At 43.3% G+C, this 17,076-nt stretch carries 18 protein-coding genes; 5 read left to right on the plus strand and 13 right to left on the minus strand.

The genetic code is table 11. The features are described from left to right. Positions 1-224 precede the first annotated feature (224 nt). Positions 225-746, minus strand: coding sequence for a hypothetical protein (locus MJZ25_03630; GenBank protein MCQ2123253.1), 522 nt, complete (start codon positions 744-746; stop codon positions 225-227). 83 nt (positions 747-829) lie between these two features. On the opposite strand from MJZ25_03630, the gene MJZ25_03635 reads away from it, so the two are divergent. Then, the gene (locus tag MJZ25_03635; protein ID MCQ2123254.1) at positions 830-1,084 is read left to right on the plus strand and encodes a hypothetical protein; all 255 of its coding nucleotides are present in this window, start codon (positions 830-832) and stop codon (positions 1,082-1,084) included. On the opposite strand, the gene MJZ25_03640 is transcribed toward MJZ25_03635, so the two are convergent. Continuing rightward, entirely contained in the window at positions 1,081-1,659 is a 579-nt protein-coding gene (locus MJZ25_03640) for a hypothetical protein (protein ID MCQ2123255.1), read from the minus strand. The two genes, MJZ25_03635 and MJZ25_03640, sit on opposite strands and share 4 nt — an antisense overlap. A gap of 92 nt (positions 1,660-1,751) precedes the next feature. Here MJZ25_03640 and MJZ25_03645 point away from each other — a divergent pair, with 92 nt between their 5' ends. After that, a complete protein-coding gene (locus tag MJZ25_03645; protein MCQ2123256.1) occupies positions 1,752-2,285 on the plus strand; it encodes a hypothetical protein in 534 nt (177 codons plus the stop codon). Positions 2,286-2,316: 31 nt separating this feature from the next. Here the strand turns inward: MJZ25_03645 and MJZ25_03650 are convergent, their stop codons facing one another. Beyond that, complete coding sequence (locus tag MJZ25_03650) at positions 2,317-3,414, minus strand: hypothetical protein (protein MCQ2123257.1); 1,098 nt, start codon at positions 3,412-3,414, stop codon at positions 2,317-2,319. An 83-nt stretch (positions 3,415-3,497) separates the two neighbouring features. Between MJZ25_03650 and MJZ25_03655 the strand changes: the two genes are divergently transcribed. The 3 genes from MJZ25_03655 to MJZ25_03665 all read left to right on the plus strand — a co-directional run bounded on the left by MJZ25_03655 (position 3,498) and on the right by MJZ25_03665 (position 5,932). Continuing rightward, positions 3,498-4,208 (plus strand): hypothetical protein, encoded by a 711-nt coding sequence (locus MJZ25_03655; protein MCQ2123258.1) that lies wholly within the window; start codon positions 3,498-3,500, stop codon positions 4,206-4,208. A gap of 240 nt (positions 4,209-4,448) precedes the next feature. After that, the gene (locus tag MJZ25_03660; protein ID MCQ2123259.1) at positions 4,449-4,898 is read left to right on the plus strand and encodes a DUF4416 family protein; all 450 of its coding nucleotides are present in this window, start codon (positions 4,449-4,451) and stop codon (positions 4,896-4,898) included. 11 nt (positions 4,899-4,909) lie between these two features. Continuing rightward, on the plus strand, positions 4,910-5,932 hold the full coding sequence (locus MJZ25_03665; GenBank protein ID MCQ2123260.1) for a hypothetical protein: 1,023 nt from the start codon (positions 4,910-4,912) through the stop codon (positions 5,930-5,932). On the opposite strand, the gene MJZ25_03670 is transcribed toward MJZ25_03665, so the two are convergent. From MJZ25_03670 to MJZ25_03715, 10 genes are all read right to left on the minus strand, one after another. After that, positions 5,929-6,705 carry a glycosyltransferase gene (locus MJZ25_03670; GenBank protein ID MCQ2123261.1) on the minus strand — a complete coding sequence of 259 codons (777 nt, stop codon included), beginning with the start codon at positions 6,703-6,705 and terminating at the stop codon, positions 5,929-5,931. The genes MJZ25_03665 and MJZ25_03670 overlap by 4 nt on opposite strands. Next, a complete protein-coding gene (locus tag MJZ25_03675; protein MCQ2123262.1) occupies positions 6,702-7,736 on the minus strand; it encodes a hypothetical protein in 1,035 nt (344 codons plus the stop codon). The genes MJZ25_03670 and MJZ25_03675 overlap by 4 nt, the downstream gene beginning before the upstream one ends. Beyond that, the gene (locus MJZ25_03680; protein MCQ2123263.1) at positions 7,733-8,164 is read right to left on the minus strand and encodes a hypothetical protein; all 432 of its coding nucleotides are present in this window, start codon (positions 8,162-8,164) and stop codon (positions 7,733-7,735) included. Before MJZ25_03680 ends, MJZ25_03675 begins: the two co-directional genes overlap by 4 nt. Before the next feature lie 26 nt (positions 8,165-8,190). Continuing rightward, complete coding sequence (locus MJZ25_03685; GenBank protein MCQ2123264.1) at positions 8,191-8,718, minus strand: hypothetical protein; 528 nt, start codon at positions 8,716-8,718, stop codon at positions 8,191-8,193. A 6-nt stretch (positions 8,719-8,724) separates the two neighbouring features. Continuing rightward, positions 8,725-10,704: a hypothetical protein gene (locus tag MJZ25_03690; GenBank protein ID MCQ2123265.1), complete on the minus strand. Its 1,980-nt coding sequence runs from the start codon at positions 10,702-10,704 to the stop codon at positions 8,725-8,727. Continuing rightward, on the minus strand, positions 10,704-11,936 hold the full coding sequence (locus MJZ25_03695; protein MCQ2123266.1) for a hypothetical protein: 1,233 nt from the start codon (positions 11,934-11,936) through the stop codon (positions 10,704-10,706). The genes MJZ25_03690 and MJZ25_03695 overlap by 1 nt, the downstream gene beginning before the upstream one ends. A 2-nt stretch (positions 11,937-11,938) precedes the next feature. After that, entirely contained in the window at positions 11,939-13,267 is a 1,329-nt protein-coding gene (locus MJZ25_03700) for a hypothetical protein (protein ID MCQ2123267.1), read from the minus strand. Then, positions 13,267-13,704, minus strand: coding sequence for a hypothetical protein (locus MJZ25_03705; protein ID MCQ2123268.1), 438 nt, complete (start codon positions 13,702-13,704; stop codon positions 13,267-13,269). Before MJZ25_03705 ends, MJZ25_03700 begins: the two co-directional genes overlap by 1 nt. A gap of 15 nt (positions 13,705-13,719) precedes the next feature. Further along, positions 13,720-14,910 carry a hypothetical protein gene (locus MJZ25_03710; protein MCQ2123269.1) on the minus strand — a complete coding sequence of 397 codons (1,191 nt, stop codon included), beginning with the start codon at positions 14,908-14,910 and terminating at the stop codon, positions 13,720-13,722. Positions 14,911-14,979: 69 nt separating this feature from the next. Then, the gene (locus tag MJZ25_03715; protein MCQ2123270.1) at positions 14,980-16,935 is read right to left on the minus strand and encodes a hypothetical protein; all 1,956 of its coding nucleotides are present in this window, start codon (positions 16,933-16,935) and stop codon (positions 14,980-14,982) included. Positions 16,936-17,076 lie beyond the last annotated feature (141 nt).

A 17,076-nucleotide genomic window follows, 5' to 3' on the forward strand; every position in this document is an offset into this window, starting at 1 on the left:
AATCCTATTCAGAATCTGGTACATTCTAAATAGGATAGGTGGTCATAAGACCATCAAAACTCAATCATCAGAATAGTACCAGTATTCTAATTATACATATAGTTTATATATTATTTCTCGTAGATGTATCATCAAAATAAGGTAAAATGGTACATTATTGTGTAAAATATTGTTTACGGCTGATTACCCCCTTCCGGGGGCACATTCATCTAAACAGGTTTAACCTACTTCTTAGATTTCGATCCACGCTTAGTAGTGGTTTCTGCTTTTTTAGCGGCCGACTTTTTCGTGTCCTTAGCCTTCTTTTCAGCAACAACCTTGCTAGTCTTTGCCTGCTTAGTAGTCTTAGTCTTAGTATTAGCAACCTTGGTCGACTTATCCTTTACCTTGACGGCGACCTTACGGGTCTTTCTTGGCTTCGGGGTAGCCGGCTGATCAAGGTCAACCGTTTCCAAGTCAGCACCAGTGGATACTTCAGCAGCAGGAGCGACATTTTCGACAACAGGTTCAACAGCAGCAGGTTCAACAGCAACAGGTTCAACGGCAACGGCAGTATTTTCCGGGGCAACCACGGGTGCCGGATCGCCCATGACAATAGTATGCGCACCAGCATCGGGTTCGCATGCCGTCTGTTCAGGACATACGTCGATTTCAAATGCATCAGACTTCTTTACAACCTTAGCGACAGCATACACTGCAGCGACAATAGCGGCGAGAACCGCAACAACAATAATACATGTAATCATGATATATGATCTCCTAGTTAATTAACTAGCATAGAAATTATACCATTTTGCAAAAAACAAACAAGAATATATAAACTATTTGCATGAGCAAGAATAAAACTACACAGGAGATGGTAGACACCATGCTGGATGAACCCGTTGTCATCGCATCAAAATCTGCCAAGGAAGAAACGCCAGTTGAAAACGTCAGTACCACTACTGTCGTAGTCGCTGCCGAAGAATCAGCACAAACACATCGTCCGACACCCAAGAAACGTGTCCGTGTACGCAAAAAGGCAACGAAGAAGCTCTCCGCTGCCATCATCTGTGCCGATCCGTATATTCGCAGATTTATTTAATCAATCGACGATTCCGGTTCAGAACCGATAGTGAATCTATCACGCAGTTCCATTGAAACGTTAAACGGTTTAACGATCTTCTTACCAGTACGGGGATCGTTTTCAGTGTATCCCAAGAAGCTGGTTTCCAACGTAATGTCGGAATCTTCCATAGCCTTGTCATAGTTCAGCACACACTGCAGCACGACCTGCTTAGACGATCCAAACATTTCATCCTTGACCTTGATGGTTTTCTTGCTGATCTTCAAAGAGGTCAGGCGCATGTCGAACTTCATGCCAGTCTGGTTATAGTTTTCGTCAGACCCGAAATCAACAGTGAAATACAGGTCATAATCCAGCAAAGACACCGGAAGACTTGTCCACGGATTATCATCGGCTACATTACTAACGCAATCTGCAAGGCGGCCAAGCGCAGCGGTATCACCGGCCCACTTAGACAATTCCTGTACCATCTGGCAAATTTCGTAGGTATCCATCATCTTGATGGCACCCTTCTTAATGACATTGCCCTTAACATTTGTAGTGGCATTCTTTGTCAAGGAACCAGTAAATTCCAATTTCAGTTTTTCGCTCATAATTGATACCTGTTCGTTCTGGCCAACACCGGCCACAGCAATATGTTAGCAAATTTTTTATAAACTGTCAATGGGCATATACAGGAAGCTTTATGAATATCGAATTGTCAGAACTATTAGAAGAGATCGCAAAAAGAAACCCAACCATAGTAGAAGCTGTATCCAGCATGTACACAACCATTTTCGAAGGTGCTGACACCGTGATGCCCGGCCCAGAACTAGGTACGGCTGAACAAATGATCCCCGGCGCCGAACACCCGCAGATGTCATCCAAAGACACGACAGACATCCTTAAAAGGGTAACAAACAACCAGCAAGACGCTGTCCCGGGAGACAAAATAATTGGCCTCAGTGACAAGATGGGTATTGAGCAAGATACAAATGGTCTGTCCAAGAGGGATACACAAAATCTTGACTCTGCAATCGCAAGCGTAGCTGCCGATGCACTAGACTTTTCGCTTCCCAAAGAAGATCCTAGTCTAAGTAAAGCAATCCATACCGACGTATCGGATGACGATTCGTTACTACCTCCTGACGATTCGTTACTACCTCCGTCTGACGACATGTTACAGTCCGACGGAGTCCCGCTAGACGAACTTGAAAATGATCTAATCGATCAACTATAACAAAAAGCCCCGGAATACCGGGGCGTTTTCATTATCCATTGAACATTCGGAACTTTGCGTGTTTGGCATTTTCCTTGCGCTTTTCTGCCTTAACAATATCACGCACTTCCTTACGGGTTTCCTTATCACGAGTCTTAATCTTCTTCATGATAGCCTTACGCACGGTCTCGTTGTATTCACGGCGCTGCTCGGACACATTACCGTCCTTGATGAACTTATCGATATCGCCAATAACCTTGGACACCTTTATTTCTTCATCATTCATGGTATTCAACGCAGTAATACGTGCGTTGGTTTCTTCACGAACATTCTTGACAGCGGCGTCAATGCGGTCCCATATACCAAACAGACTGTCAAAGTTCTCGTTGATATACTTATGCAATGCACTGGGCGCCATGGCCTGCTGCGCTACATTACCTTCAGGAATCCAACGGTCCGCCTTCCATGACTTACCTTCTACATGAATCGGTACAATTTTCAAGCGTCCATCCGCATTAATTCGGACCAATGTCATATGTTCAGTATTGGCGGCCCAGTTAATACACTTACGTTTTGCCACACCATTATCAGAGAATCCAAGGCTTACCGTTTCCGGGCATTGAAAAACGACACCCCAGTAATACCCCTTTGTATCCGCCGGGTTGATCTCGGACAGCTTATTGGTATAGATGTACCCATTACGTCGGCCACCCACTTCTTCAGTTTTCGAGTTGGTATCAACCTTCCAGAATGCATTGATATTAGGCAATCCATGATACACTTGAGTTTCGCAAATAGATCGGGCCTCCAATTCAGACTGCATCATGTCGATGTACCATTCGTTGTCCGCCTCTTCCTGCGGATCATTTGTGTGGTAGAACAGATTCAACGTACCATCAACAAATTCAATCCAGTCCTTATCTTCGTTCTGGAAATCATACTTACCAAACCAGTCGGTATATGCCTGCTGCGCCTGTGTAGGCAATTCCACCACACGAGACATGCCATTGAACTGTATAGGATTGAAACCATAATCATGACACTTGTTCATGATCCAAAAATCAAGGATGAGGTCCTTGTGCGTCTGCCAAGTAACGCCATCGTTTATGTAGTTAATCAGACGGATGCCTGCAAGTTTCTTAGCCTTCATATCAACCTCTACCATAGTTTATACATCGAAAACATTACCAGCATCGTATAAACTATAAGAAAACGTAATTACGAAGGTATAAGATGATCGATATGTACGACCTCCCAACAGAAGCAGAAATGGCAAAGGATTTGTTCGAATCTGCTAAGAAACAGAAATCTGAAATCAAGGTTAATGAAATCGAAACCAAGACCATCTTCCCGTTCTGGGAACCGCACTCTGGCAAGGGTATGGTCGACGTACTGTCCGATAAGACTGGCGTTGTGAAGGCCAAGGATGATTTCAAGAGTACCGACGTTGGCACGGCTTGGACTGACTTCCTGAAGAAGGTAAAGACCGCTGGCAACAAGCCTGTCACTGAAACCGATACATTCGGTTCAGTTGTAGTGAATTCGTATGCGGCAAAGCCGAATCCGGACAAGCTCGTTGGTTCCATCAAGGCACTCAAGAAGACCAATGTAAAGGATATGAGCGGCAAGACCACGTCCAAGACCGAAGAACTCGGAGTATACAAGGTACTCGCAAAGTCCAATGCAGCCGAACCGAACCCGGATAAGCTGGTAGGCATTGTCAAGCCGATTTCAAAGAAGGCACTTGAAAACTTTACCAAGAAGCCCAAGGTTGTTGATGTCAGTGGCTGCAAGGTCGCTATCGGAAAGGACTTCTTCAAGGAAACCAAGCTGTGGGAAGATGCATACGAAACCCCATGCAAGGTTGCCGGCAAGAAGGAACCAAAGGGTCCTGCCGTCGTTTGCGACAAGACCGGTATCGTAAAACCACCCAAGAGCAAGTAATACATGGAAAGCACAGATTACTTAGTAAATGAACGCAGATTAACCAGAAATCCGGTGCCAGTGCATCAGGGTTTCTGGCGTCTACGTATCGGGCCTCTCCCGGCAAATTACAAGGAAGAACGTAAATCTGTAACCGATCCATATACTACCGATGCCCCGGAAACAATCAACGCACATATCAAAGACTTTGTATGCCCGGGGTTAACATGCTCATTCGCCAAAGAAGGCCATTATAAGTTCGTGACGAACATTCCTACGCAGGAAGACAACCAGTATGATGAAACGTTCACCGTATCCATGCTGGCCGACAACCACTACGAAAACTGGTGGGCAATCAACCGTTACATGGAGGTTGTCCAGAGTGGCCGCACCGATGCAAATCCGATCAAAAACAGGGCTCACCGTGTCTACGGTCGTGATGGGATATACAGAAATCGTTTAACATACATTCCATGGATTGATTTCCATGCGGCCGACGATGTTGCCCAAGAATACATGATTGTTCGCTTTGAACGTTGCCGTTTCCAGACACTTTCACCGCTGCAGCTCAAGCCCGGCGCTATCGACCCGATTACATTCAACTTGACAGTCAAGTACGAGATCCGACGTGTCATCCGTATGCCAGACCCAAACGACTTAATGGAGGCAATCTGCGTTTCGCAGGGATCTGACTCGTACATGAAATACTAATTGGAGGTAAAATGCCTAACTACCAAAAGGGTACATTATCTGGTATCAACCAATCGTATGACACTGCCATGAAGGATGCTGAGCAGCGTAAAACATTCAATGATAGCCAGATTGGCTACTACATGAATAAATTTTACGACAACGCCCGTGGTCATTTGATCAACAAGTATCATGTCGGCCTGTGGGGTGACTACGTATATGAGGCATTGCGTGTAATGGACCGAAACAGTTACGCTGACAAGTATACGTTGACAAATACAAAACAGTTCAAGCAAACAGGCGATTTGCATATCAATACAGCATTCAAGAACTGGGCCGACTTATTCTACTCGAAAGAGGCCCGTGTACTCAATATGTATTGGAATGCCAACAAGGTCACAATGGGTTCGTCTACAGCAAAACCGACTAACCTAAATATCGATAATACGAAGACGATGATGTACCCATTGATCCTAAGTGATCAGGGTCCCAAAGAACTGAAAATCCATGTCGTCGATGATCCGTACATGATGTGGTATCAATTCTTCAACGCATTGTACAACGTACAATTCAGCCCGCTCGTTTTGAAGGCCCGTAGTACATGGCAAAAGATTGTTATTGCCGTTGACTTATACAACGACGCAACGACAACAACCCGAAGCGACAACTTCAAGGAAGCGTCCAAGGGAAACCAGTTTACCACGGACATTTCGTTGGCCCAGATGTTTGAATTCAATTCTTGTGTATTGACCGGCGCACCGCAGGTAAACCCGTCATACGATGAATCGAATCCATTCTCATTCGATGTATCGTTTATGTTCCCGAATGCATTCCAAGGAACCTGCAAGCAGCAATTGCGCTACCTAAGAGACAATACCAACGATGGTTGCGACGGCAATGCAATAACGACCAAAAACGGTGGCACCTATCAAGTCAGCTTTTATGAGGAATCATACAGTTCGATTAAAAAGCGTGGCCCGTTATACGAAGCGTTCAACGAAAGCGATTACTATAAAAATTACAGCAATAGATATTTTAGTTCCAAGAAGGTCTAGACCACAAAAAACTTAGGAGTCAACTTTTCAGTCACCAGTTTCTTAGATAGACTGGTGACTTCCTTATTTAGTATATCTACATGATCCAAATTATACTTGTCTTTGGGGCGTGCGTGGTCCTGATGCAATACCGCATTAGATCCATATGGAAGATAGAACATGTTAATGCGGCAGCTCCACGCAATATATGACAGGAAACTATCCTCGCCACCCCATTTGCCATCAAATGCAGGCGAAAAAATTCGACCGGCCGTATTGAAATACATTTCCATCATACGTCTGACCAATATAACCGCCTTCCTGTTAATCCCAAAATTGCATGACCATATCCCCATGCATTTTTTAAGTAGCGATGCATTATTAAACATTGTCCCATGCGAATCGAATAATCCAAGACTGGACATTTCATTTGAATATTCCCTTAGGTCACGCCAGTTATATTGTTTTTCTAATCGGCGGCCAATCGTAATCATAGGAATATCCAAGTCAAGCCATTCTTTATGAGCCTGAACAATAAATTCTTGCGGCGCACAGTCGTCATCCAAGAAAATAAACGAATCGCAAGTCTTCTCCGCTTCAACCAACCCCATATCACGACATTTGCCGGCAAGAAACCCGTCGCCTTCAGTATTTTTCACGACATGCACATAGTCAGGCAAATCGGTCGTAATTCGGTCTAATACAACAAATATTTCACATGGCTGCCGATGTAAACGAGCAACCGTATCATGAATCAACTTATCATTATGACATGGAATAATGACGCCGATCATTTAATCATCGTCTCCACACGCTGTCTGATATCCAATGTTTTATTGGCGCCATAATACTTGATCAATGATTCATACTGGCTATACATTTTGACATTAGTTCTTGTGAGCGGTATCTCTGAAATAAAGTTGTCAAACAAGGTATACACTAGCTTTGCCGACATCTTATATGCATCATTACCGACGATCACGATACCCCAGAAATCACTATACGGCGTATAATAAATACCCTCTCTAGCCATGGCAAGCTGAACAGGCATCTTCACCTGTTCCGATGTCATCTGGACACGATCAAACCGGCCACCCATATATTTCATATATGCGTCAATTCGGTTATCCATAACAACTAAGTTATCAGTGAAATCCTTATTCATTATCAAGCTAGTAATTTCATCAGGTTCAATCGGTGAATTCGGTATATCGTACGTATCCAAGAACAAGTTGCACAGTGCATTATAAGTCATGTTAGGACGGCAATACGTTTCACTATAATCTTCACCAAGATGATCAAATGGGCACTCATACGTAAATCCATGCATGGTAATATGAGACAGCTGAATTCCACGCCACCGTGTAATACCAATTGGTTTGATAAAGGTATCAACAAATTCCGATGGCATGGCATTCTTCATCACGGACAACAGCTTGGATGGCGAATTAACCTTATTTTCAAAGCATTCTGAGACTTCTTTACCATTGAACGCATTGCATACAGCTTCCCACTCAGATTCCTTCTCAAAGGTATTTTTATTCATCGGAAACTGGATTACACCATTTGACGAATTAGATATTTTGACCTTTTCGTACGGAATGTACATGTGGCGAGGATTATGATATTCAGTAAATTCAACTACAGGAAGCAGCGTTTCAATCATATCAGCCGTACGGCCGGATACCATATCATGGAACACATCCAATGGTTCACCCAGAACACCAGATGAACGGAACGTCACGTCATTTCCATTTATCTTCTGGCGGACCGCCTCAACAACAGCGTCAACGGAATACCCGATTATAGTTATATTCTCGCTCATATCACACCCCCGTCAGCCTGAATATACGGCAAAATATAGTTTTCAAGCCATTTTGCCTCTGGGAATTCAAACAGAATGTCAATGATTCGGCCATTATCGTCAGCAAAAACAATAGCAGGTAATTTCTGCATTCCTAAGTCAGTATAAATCAGGTTCTTTTCCGGATCATCCTCAATAACAGTTCGCACGCATCGAACAGGATTATCAAATAGGCCATATTTTCTGAACCAAGAGAACATCTCGTCAAACGCCGCCTTACACATCTTACACATGGTAGAGTCATCGTAGAAAATGAATACCCACATGATTACACGCTGTCTGGACGTCACATCGGCATACGCCTCTTTACCATAATCAAGCAAACGATGGGACAGAGTCCTATAACCGCTTTGAATAAATACATTATTACCACAGCAAGCTGACATCATAGATCCTATTAAAGATTACCTTTAAATTAGATCACAATACTAGGATCAAACAAACCCTTCATATTTTTTTCATTAGCTATCAGCCAGTTAACGCCTCTGGCCTTGCACCAAGCCGCAGCAGCTTCCCACTTGGCATAATTGACCATCACGTCCATGTTCTTTCTGTCATAATTCAGTTTACGTTTTGCATACCTATCAAGCTTCGCCTGATCAGTACACCCAGCCGGTGGTGGCTTAGGCGCCTTCGGCAATACGGAATAAGCAGTCGGCTTGATTTCAATCAAGTACTTGGCTTCTCTTCCATCAGGATACCGGCACTCAAGGTATATATCCGGCCGATAAATAGCCTGTTTCATATACACAGGCGAATTATATGCGATTGCAAATGGTTCATACCCCCATTTAGTGATAAACGGGTTGATGTCGCAAACAGCAAACATGGTATATTCCCAACGTGACTTTGAAATCGGCGGATCAATATTTTCCATGTACTTTTCAGGATGTATCAGCTTATACTCATCCTTATGGCAATCAGTATAATAATTATTAGCCATACGCCCCTACTTCAACGCATTGTTAAACATACGAGCATAATATGCCGCTCTAGGTTCCCCAGTATACTTACCAGTAAACTTCATATTGGATATCTTTTCATAGCGATCCCGATCAAAGTCATACGGGACTTCATAATCAACGACAACCGGGTTAGATGCACCAGTACCGTCGGCATTCATGTGTCCCATCGGATCATTCTCAAAAATAGACGGTCGACCGCCATCAAACGGAATGCTAGTAGTCGAATTGCGCAGGAAATTGGCAGCCAACTCTTCAGCACGGTTAAGTTTGTCCTGAACAAACAGGACATATTCCTTGCTGGTCGCATAGCAATTTGTGAAACGGACAAACTGGTATAAATGTTCGGTATAATACGGATCACCCTTCTCGCTAGACATTGTCGATACAATCTTCTTGCAAAGGCTTTCTTCACGCTTTGTAATCGGTCTGGTACCTGACGATGCAGCATTTTCCGTTTCGAGCGTATAGGCAAAATTAACCGCATCTGAAATCGAACTAATCTGGTTACTAGGCGCATCCATATTAGTATCGCCATTCTTCTTAGCAATATCACCAAATGCTAGACCATGGTTCAAATCATACTGATCAGCCAGTTCATCATCTTCAGATGTATCATCATCGTTATTCTTGCTCTTTGTCAGCCAGTTAAGCAGCAAATCAAGCGGGGATTCATTATACAATTCACGAAGAACGGTTTCTCGGGCTGTAGGCGCAGCCAATTCAGTTGCAAGGCACATGGTGTAAATATCAGCTTCCTGAGCACGGCGCCAATACTTATCGTCCAACCGCAAATCCTTATACACTTCCTTCATTCGGTTCTTGATCTTCTCGCCGATACCCGGACAAGGGAGTTCAAAACATCCTACCCATCCCTTCATGGTATTGATCATATCGATAATGGACATACCGTAATACTTATTGCCAGACTTAGAAACTTCGTTACTGTACACGAACAAACATTCAAACGGACCAAGCATCTTGATGAAGGCAGACATATCCATCTTATAAGTAAGCATACCAACATATGACTTGATAAGCATACGCAGAGGCTTAATAAGCATAGTAAAAATATAGACCAACCACGATTCCAGATAGCCAAAAATCATCATGATGTATTTTTTCACATATTTGCCAATCAGCTGTTCAAGACCCATCATCAATTCCGACGGATCCATGAACTTGAACTTTTCCTGAACACAAAGAATAACAGCACGAGCATCATGGCTGATGTCACCACCAGTCACAGGATCTTCAGTACACCCCATTAAATTAGCGATAATCACAGTAAAACATGGACAGGATTCCATCAAGCGTTGCAGTGCGCTCCAGTCAATTTTCAGCGAAAAATTCAATAAATCAAAAATCTTATCACGTAATGAGTTAATAACATCAAGAATGCAATACTTAATGGTTTCGGTAAAATCAAGCATGGCGTTTTCAAGTCGAAGCCTAGCGGCGTCAATCTTATTGAACCAAACAATCGCCGCCTTAATGCCGACATCAATATACCCCATCAGCATACCATACCATTTTTCTATAAAACCGCAGGCGGTCTTGACAAAATCTGGTGATGAAATCAACGTACTAATAGAAATGCCACTACTAACACCATGAAGAAAATCGGCAACCGAATCGATTGCACCGGACACCGTACTGAAAAGCGGAACATTGTCCTTGAGAAAATCATACAGTCTATCACTACAGTCTATTGCGGCCAATGCCCGTGTACCGTCTTCTATGGCCTTCGAGGCAACATCCATACCGCCAGCCACCGTATCGATAGCGTCATCAAACTTGGTCAGCAAGCCATCATCATTTCGCTGCGGTTCCGCTTTCTTACCGTCTAGCGATGACGACGTTGACGCAGTCTGTTCAGCGCCAACTGCGGACGTACTAGCGGAGGTTTTGCCCTTAGCCGCTATGTTATCCGACGATTCACTATAACATTCCTGTTTCGTAGCCATTAGTATTCACCCGTTTCAAAATTTATCAAAGCAGTAGGCATCGGAAAGTCAAAATCACCCGGAGTCATAACTGGCAAGTCACTAATGCCGGTCTTTGACCTGATATGCCATATAAGTTTAGATACGATTTCATGTTGATAAGACGACAAATCTTCGGTAACAGAGCCAACAACCATAATAATGACAGCATCGACATTAGCCTTTCGGCCACTAATATTACTACCACTATATGCATATCCGTCATCAGACAAGTCGATGAACTGATAAAAACCATAGTTGCGTAAATGAGACTTGTCTGCATTGTCGCCAAGAACTTCCGGTTCGCCATCAGCCTTACCCACCAAGAAATGGGCCGAACAGTTAGAATTCGGGTCCATGATCTTATTCGCCATAACCGGGAAGCATTCGCCTTCAGTATGGCAAACCAGAATATGGGAAGCCTGCTTTCCGACACGCTTGATCACTTGATCAGTTCTATCCATACGAACAAATGTAGTACCCGATGTAACATATTCGCCATTCTTGTCAACCAATTCGATTTTTTCAAGGTCCTGTTCGACCTGTGGAACCGCAGTCGATGGTGATGCGGGTGTCACTTCAGCCTGTCCATGGAATGCATCAATCGTAGCCTGCGAAATATGCGAAACACTGAGATATTCTGAACCTTGTCCTATACCGGTATTTTCTCGATTATGACCGACAGGCATACAAGTGAATATATCAACCGTACCTTCAGTCAAAACATGTAGCACATTCTTACCAGAGCCATCCTTAGCCCCCATACCAGCATTTGTATGCGCAATACTAGATTCGTATGTTACATACCCATTATTATCCCAGATCATCTTGGAATAATTACCCGGGTTTGTAATAGTCGTGATGTGCGTCTTACGATTATGTTCATAAAAAAATCCGTCTTCGCCACAGTTTCCTACGGCAACATCCGGATATTCCGCATAAAATGCTGCCGGGATTACACTAGGCGTAGCTGACATTCCAAAATACCGGCCACAATGCGGATCGCCATTCTCAAAGCGAACACGCAGATAATACCCGATTTGAGGAACCTGCTGGATACCATTCATCAGAGCAGGATACACATGTACCTGTTCCTTATCGGTCAATGAATTAGTCAATCCAAGAATCTTGACACGAACTGCGCCACGATGCTCGGTATCGTTACTATCACCAACTACAACACACGTATATTCTCTATCAGGTAAACGTTCCATAACTACTTCTTCGCATTTTCGTTGCAGGCCTGAGCAATCTTGCCGAGTTCCTCAACAGTATTGTTAAATTCACTGTTACCGGGATGATTTGAAATCAACACCAGCGTGGTAATATAATCAGCATTCTGGTCGCCAACCATACCGCCAAGAACGCCACCGCTCAATGTTTCACGTTTAGAATATTTCTTTGATGCGACAATATATGAATCAGTGTAATACTGGTCCAATACTGCGTCGGCAGCATTCCCTGCGGTAGGCTTCAAGATACGGACAAATACACGAGATCCAATCGGAGGCCCCATAGAATTAAGCAACCCGACACAAAGCTTTTTACCATACTCCGCCAGAATTCGTGAACGAATGACATCAGCAATGGAATAGGTCTTATGCACATTGACCGCATAGCTAGTCACAAGGTCTGTCTCACCAATCACAATATTAGGCGATACGCCAAATTGTTCAGCAGCCTTTTCAGCCGGCATAGCGCCGTACTTATAGACAACCTTACTAAAACATTCACCATTACAGTTACTAATGTCGGCCTTTCCCTTGGATACAGTAGAAAACACTATGTTAGGAAACATCGCTTCAAGGTTATTTCCTGCATCATTCAAGCGTTCACTAATATTAAACAACCAAAATGTAGATCCGGTATTGGAATCCTTATACACGATCGACTCGGTCGGGCCGAGTGCATTCTGGCTATAAATCAACGCCTGAGGTACACCAACATCCTTTGCATTACCAAGGGACGATATCAAGAACGACGATGTGGTTTCATCAAATGCCCAGAACAGCCAGTCACCGTTCATAGACGAATGATTAACAATGCCATTTAACTTTTCTGGCAAATTATTGTTGATATTCTGCCACTGCATGTTGTCGGTAAAACTATTCGCCAGATCTCCGGTAATAAGATTCGTATACTTCAATTCATCGCCATAAGACTTCAAAATATCTACCATGGCATCAAGACTCGACCCGGTAACCGGGCCTGTCGTACATTTCAAGGTGGTTTCAGATGCGGCTTCAAAACGCACTTTAACCTGTAATGTGGATTCAGATACTTCCTTGTATGAGGCTTCCCTGACCACAATACTAAAACCGGTTCCATCCAATGCCGGGTTGCCTGTATTCAAGAAGATGATCGTACCGAACTTACCGCTTTCAACTTTAAAATCAGGGGCATCGTGAACCTTAAATTCGATCTTCCCATACGGTAATTTGCACATAGGAATGACAAGGTCAAGTGACGCAACGTCATTCACGTCGAACAATCTTGATCCAATGACAGCCGTAATACCGAAACTACTACCAGTTCTAGTCGCCATTATTCTTCTTCCTCATGGACTTCATTATACTTATTATGCCATGCTACAACACTGTCGACAGTCGGGACAACATAAGAACGATCGCCTTCGGCATCACTTAAAATGCCATTAAAGTTATCATTATAACCAAGCCAATCCTTGCTGCCCAATACAACTGAGTCAATAGCCGCACGATATTCACGTTCAAGTTCAGCTCCCTTGAATCCCTTCAAAATTAGTTCATTTCGAATGGACTCCTCATATGGCCGAATCAATCCACGCAACGCCATAGGATTCTTGATTTCATTGGCGGCAGCAAACGCCTTATACATTGTAGGTGTCCCATATTCCTCGCCTATAGCCAAGTCGAATCGGCCATTATGTACCATAGACACCTTAAAAATGCCTGAATACGAAAACTTCTTGTCACGAATACGTGGAAATGAACTGTTTTCCATTATGAACCCTCGCTACTACTTCTTCTTCTTCTTGGATGACGATTCTTTCTTTGTCTTCGTACGGTCAACATATTCCTCGAAGACCTCATTACCCAAAATAGATACAAAGTCTTTATTCGGGCCCGGCTGCATCCAGTAGTCAACCGTGACAGAAGCTGTTATCGTAATAGGAAGATGCGTACCATCTTTAGAAATAAATTGTTCTTTACTAGTTTTAAATTTCACATCTGTTATGACCATTGGCTCCAAGTCTAAATAATGGCCAATAGTGACTCGCACAGGTAACGGATTTGCAGTTATTTCACCGCCAAAGAACGTATTTATGTCATTATAAACATCAACGGCACCAGATGCGACCGTTTTTAACGCATTTTTACAAAATGCTAACGCATCTTGAGCAGTTGGTTTTACTGTTTCAACGACGCCATCAACCAAATCACTCACAGACGTTGCCGTGTCATTCACAACTTTTGTAACTTCTGATTTTGGGTCAATAAACGTATCTGCCGCCAAGTCTTTAGCCTCTTTAGCTTTCTCTAAAGCAGCCTGCGCAATATTACTCACAGCATTAGCTGTATTGCCATTCAATATACCCTGTGTAAACGCATCGATAAAGGCATTAACAACCTGCGCACCGTCCATATCAACTGGTCGCACATAGGCCATTCCAATAAGCCGCTTAATTGAAATTCGGCACATATTTTCCTGTTCGGGTAAATACCACGTAAATGTCAACGGCAATTGCAGGTTCATGTTTGACCCGGTGAATTTCTTAATGGTAACACTACCAGTCGAACTATTATTCACACCGGACAGGCTCATTGTGGTACTTGCAAGTGATTCGACGGAATCAAATACTTTTTTAGTTGCATTATGAACCATCTGGCCGGGCACCAAACCCGTAACACCCATTGTACCGGAATTTCCACCAGTCATTAGTTCACTGAATGCACTGAACCCGCTCTTACGGTTTTCCCGCACCCAATTTGTACTCAATCCTAGAACCGCTGCACACCCATCAGACAGGATTCCATAAAACGGCTCATAAATATTATATCCCTTATTAAGAGCTATGGAATCCATCATCATTGAACGTAATCTATCCAAATCCTTCTGGAAGCCGCCCATATATTCTTCACGGGCCATAGAATCCATTACTTCAATTCGCACCACATTCGGCTTGACAAGGCGGTTTCCTTCAGCCATCTGTGAGTCCTGATACAAATGGCCATTACGTGTTCTATACTTACTCCATTTAGTACTCAATGACATCGTTTACCCCCCTACGCCATACAAGTTATCCACAGTGTGCTTCTGAATATCAATAAGCATTTGACGATAATCATCACTGGTTAATGCGTTCTTCATTCCCTCGGCCATCGTTTCAGCAAACTCCTTCGGTAGTTTAAATGCTGATGATCCACTAAGGTTATTATTTTGATCAATATTCGGTATCGTCAACGTCGCCAGATCACCATGTTCAGCTGATCGTCCTTGATTGTATGTTTTCAGGCCAATTTGCGATTCCGAGAGGCGAATATTTACGGATCCAGCGCCCAATTTAACATTCGGTTTAACCTCAGCCACACCTGTATTAGATGAAGACTCCGCCGACGGTGACGTTTCTGCCGTACGTACCGTGGATTCATTTTTCACAGTTTCGATCACTTTCTGTGCATCGGTAGCAGCCAAATCATATGTTGCGCCAAGAACACCTAATCCATTGCCCGATGTTTGTTTGAGCCCAACATCCGATGCTTTCATGTCGTACTTCGACGCTTTCGCCATACGCCTCGTAAATTCAGTCCCATTTCCAACCATATTCTGTATATTAGCAACAGCACCCATACCGTATGAAATTTTTTTACCACCTTCGGTTGGGTCCAACACCTTCTTCAACAGTTGCTTTCCGCCCTTGCCTTCTTGTAATCCCTCAATAAGGCCACCCACTTGATTAACTAGCACCATATCAAGTAAAGCATCGGCCGTGGTACCGGCGGCCATAGTCAATCCATCAGTAACATTTCCGGTCTTAATGGCATGATTAATGCCATCATAAATACCAATCCCAGCTTTTACAAACGGGAGTGCCTTCATAACACCGGCACCAAGCTTAAATCCTGCACGAGCAAATGATGCCAACTTAGATGCCCCGGTCGTAAATGATTCGAACAATTTACCGATCGCACTGGTAAAACTCTTCACCCCACGGGAAATCATATCAGTTACCGGCTTAATTGCGTTTTTAGCGGATTCGAAACCACGCATCAATCTACTGCCAATTGAGTTAGCAAACGCCTTTATTTTTCCAAAAATACCACCACCGCCACTGGGCTTTGCGGCCGGCTTAGGTTTAGGTTTAGGCGGTGCTTTTGGTGCGGCGTCAAAAGATTTGAAATTCGATTTAATTAAGTTCGTTAATTTAGTAAAATTGGATTTGATTGATGAAGCAATACCTTTAACTACCGATGCAACATCTTTAATAAATTCAGCAGCTTGCGATACCCTAACCGTCAATGCGCCTATACCAAATGCAGCGCCACCAACGGCTAATTTAAGCAAAGACGACAGTAAAGACCCAATACCGGATTGTTGCGACATTATCCCGCCAAGTCCCCTGATCTTAATGCCATCCCCTGTAGTGCCGGCTATACCTAGTGCTTTCATTTGATTATATGCGGGATCAACAACCTCATATCGATGAACTAAATCGTCAATGCGGTTCTGTTCCCTCTTAGTCTGAGCTAATGCTTTTTGCGGATCATTCGATCCGGTGTTAGCAGCAGAACTTTTTTTAGCAATATCACGTAATTCAGAAACAACACCGCTATCCTTTCCTGTAGCGGAACTTTTTACAGCATTAGATGTAGCACCTGCGCTTTGTTGTAATTTTTCGGTAGCATGTGTATTTCCGGCATCACTAGATACAGTACGTAAACCACGCAATGATGTTTCAAACACGGTACCCAACGATGGAATAAACCGTGCAATCGTGTCGGTAATGACGCTAGAATTATTAGGGTTCAGAGAATCAGACAATTCTAATGGTTCATCAGCAGAATTATCACGCATGGCCTGCATCTGCTGTTCTAACACTGCCTTTGAACGATCATACTCCGCAATTTTCGCACGGTGATCATCCATAGCAATTTTCACACCATTGCTAATTATCTTTGACAATTCTTCCGCATGTGTTTCAAGATAATTAAGTGTCTGTTTTTCCTGATCCATAATAAATCCCCATATTATCCATAGTTTATAATATTCTTTAGACGTAAAAATGAAAAGACCATGCTTAGTAGCATGGCCTTTATTTACACTCGTGAATATTCAGATAAGTCAGAATAATCATCTTCAGAATAATCAGAATCT

It is taken from the genome of Fibrobacter sp. (assembly GCA_024399065.1).
Lineage (GTDB): Bacteria > Fibrobacterota > Fibrobacteria > Fibrobacterales > Fibrobacteraceae > Fibrobacter.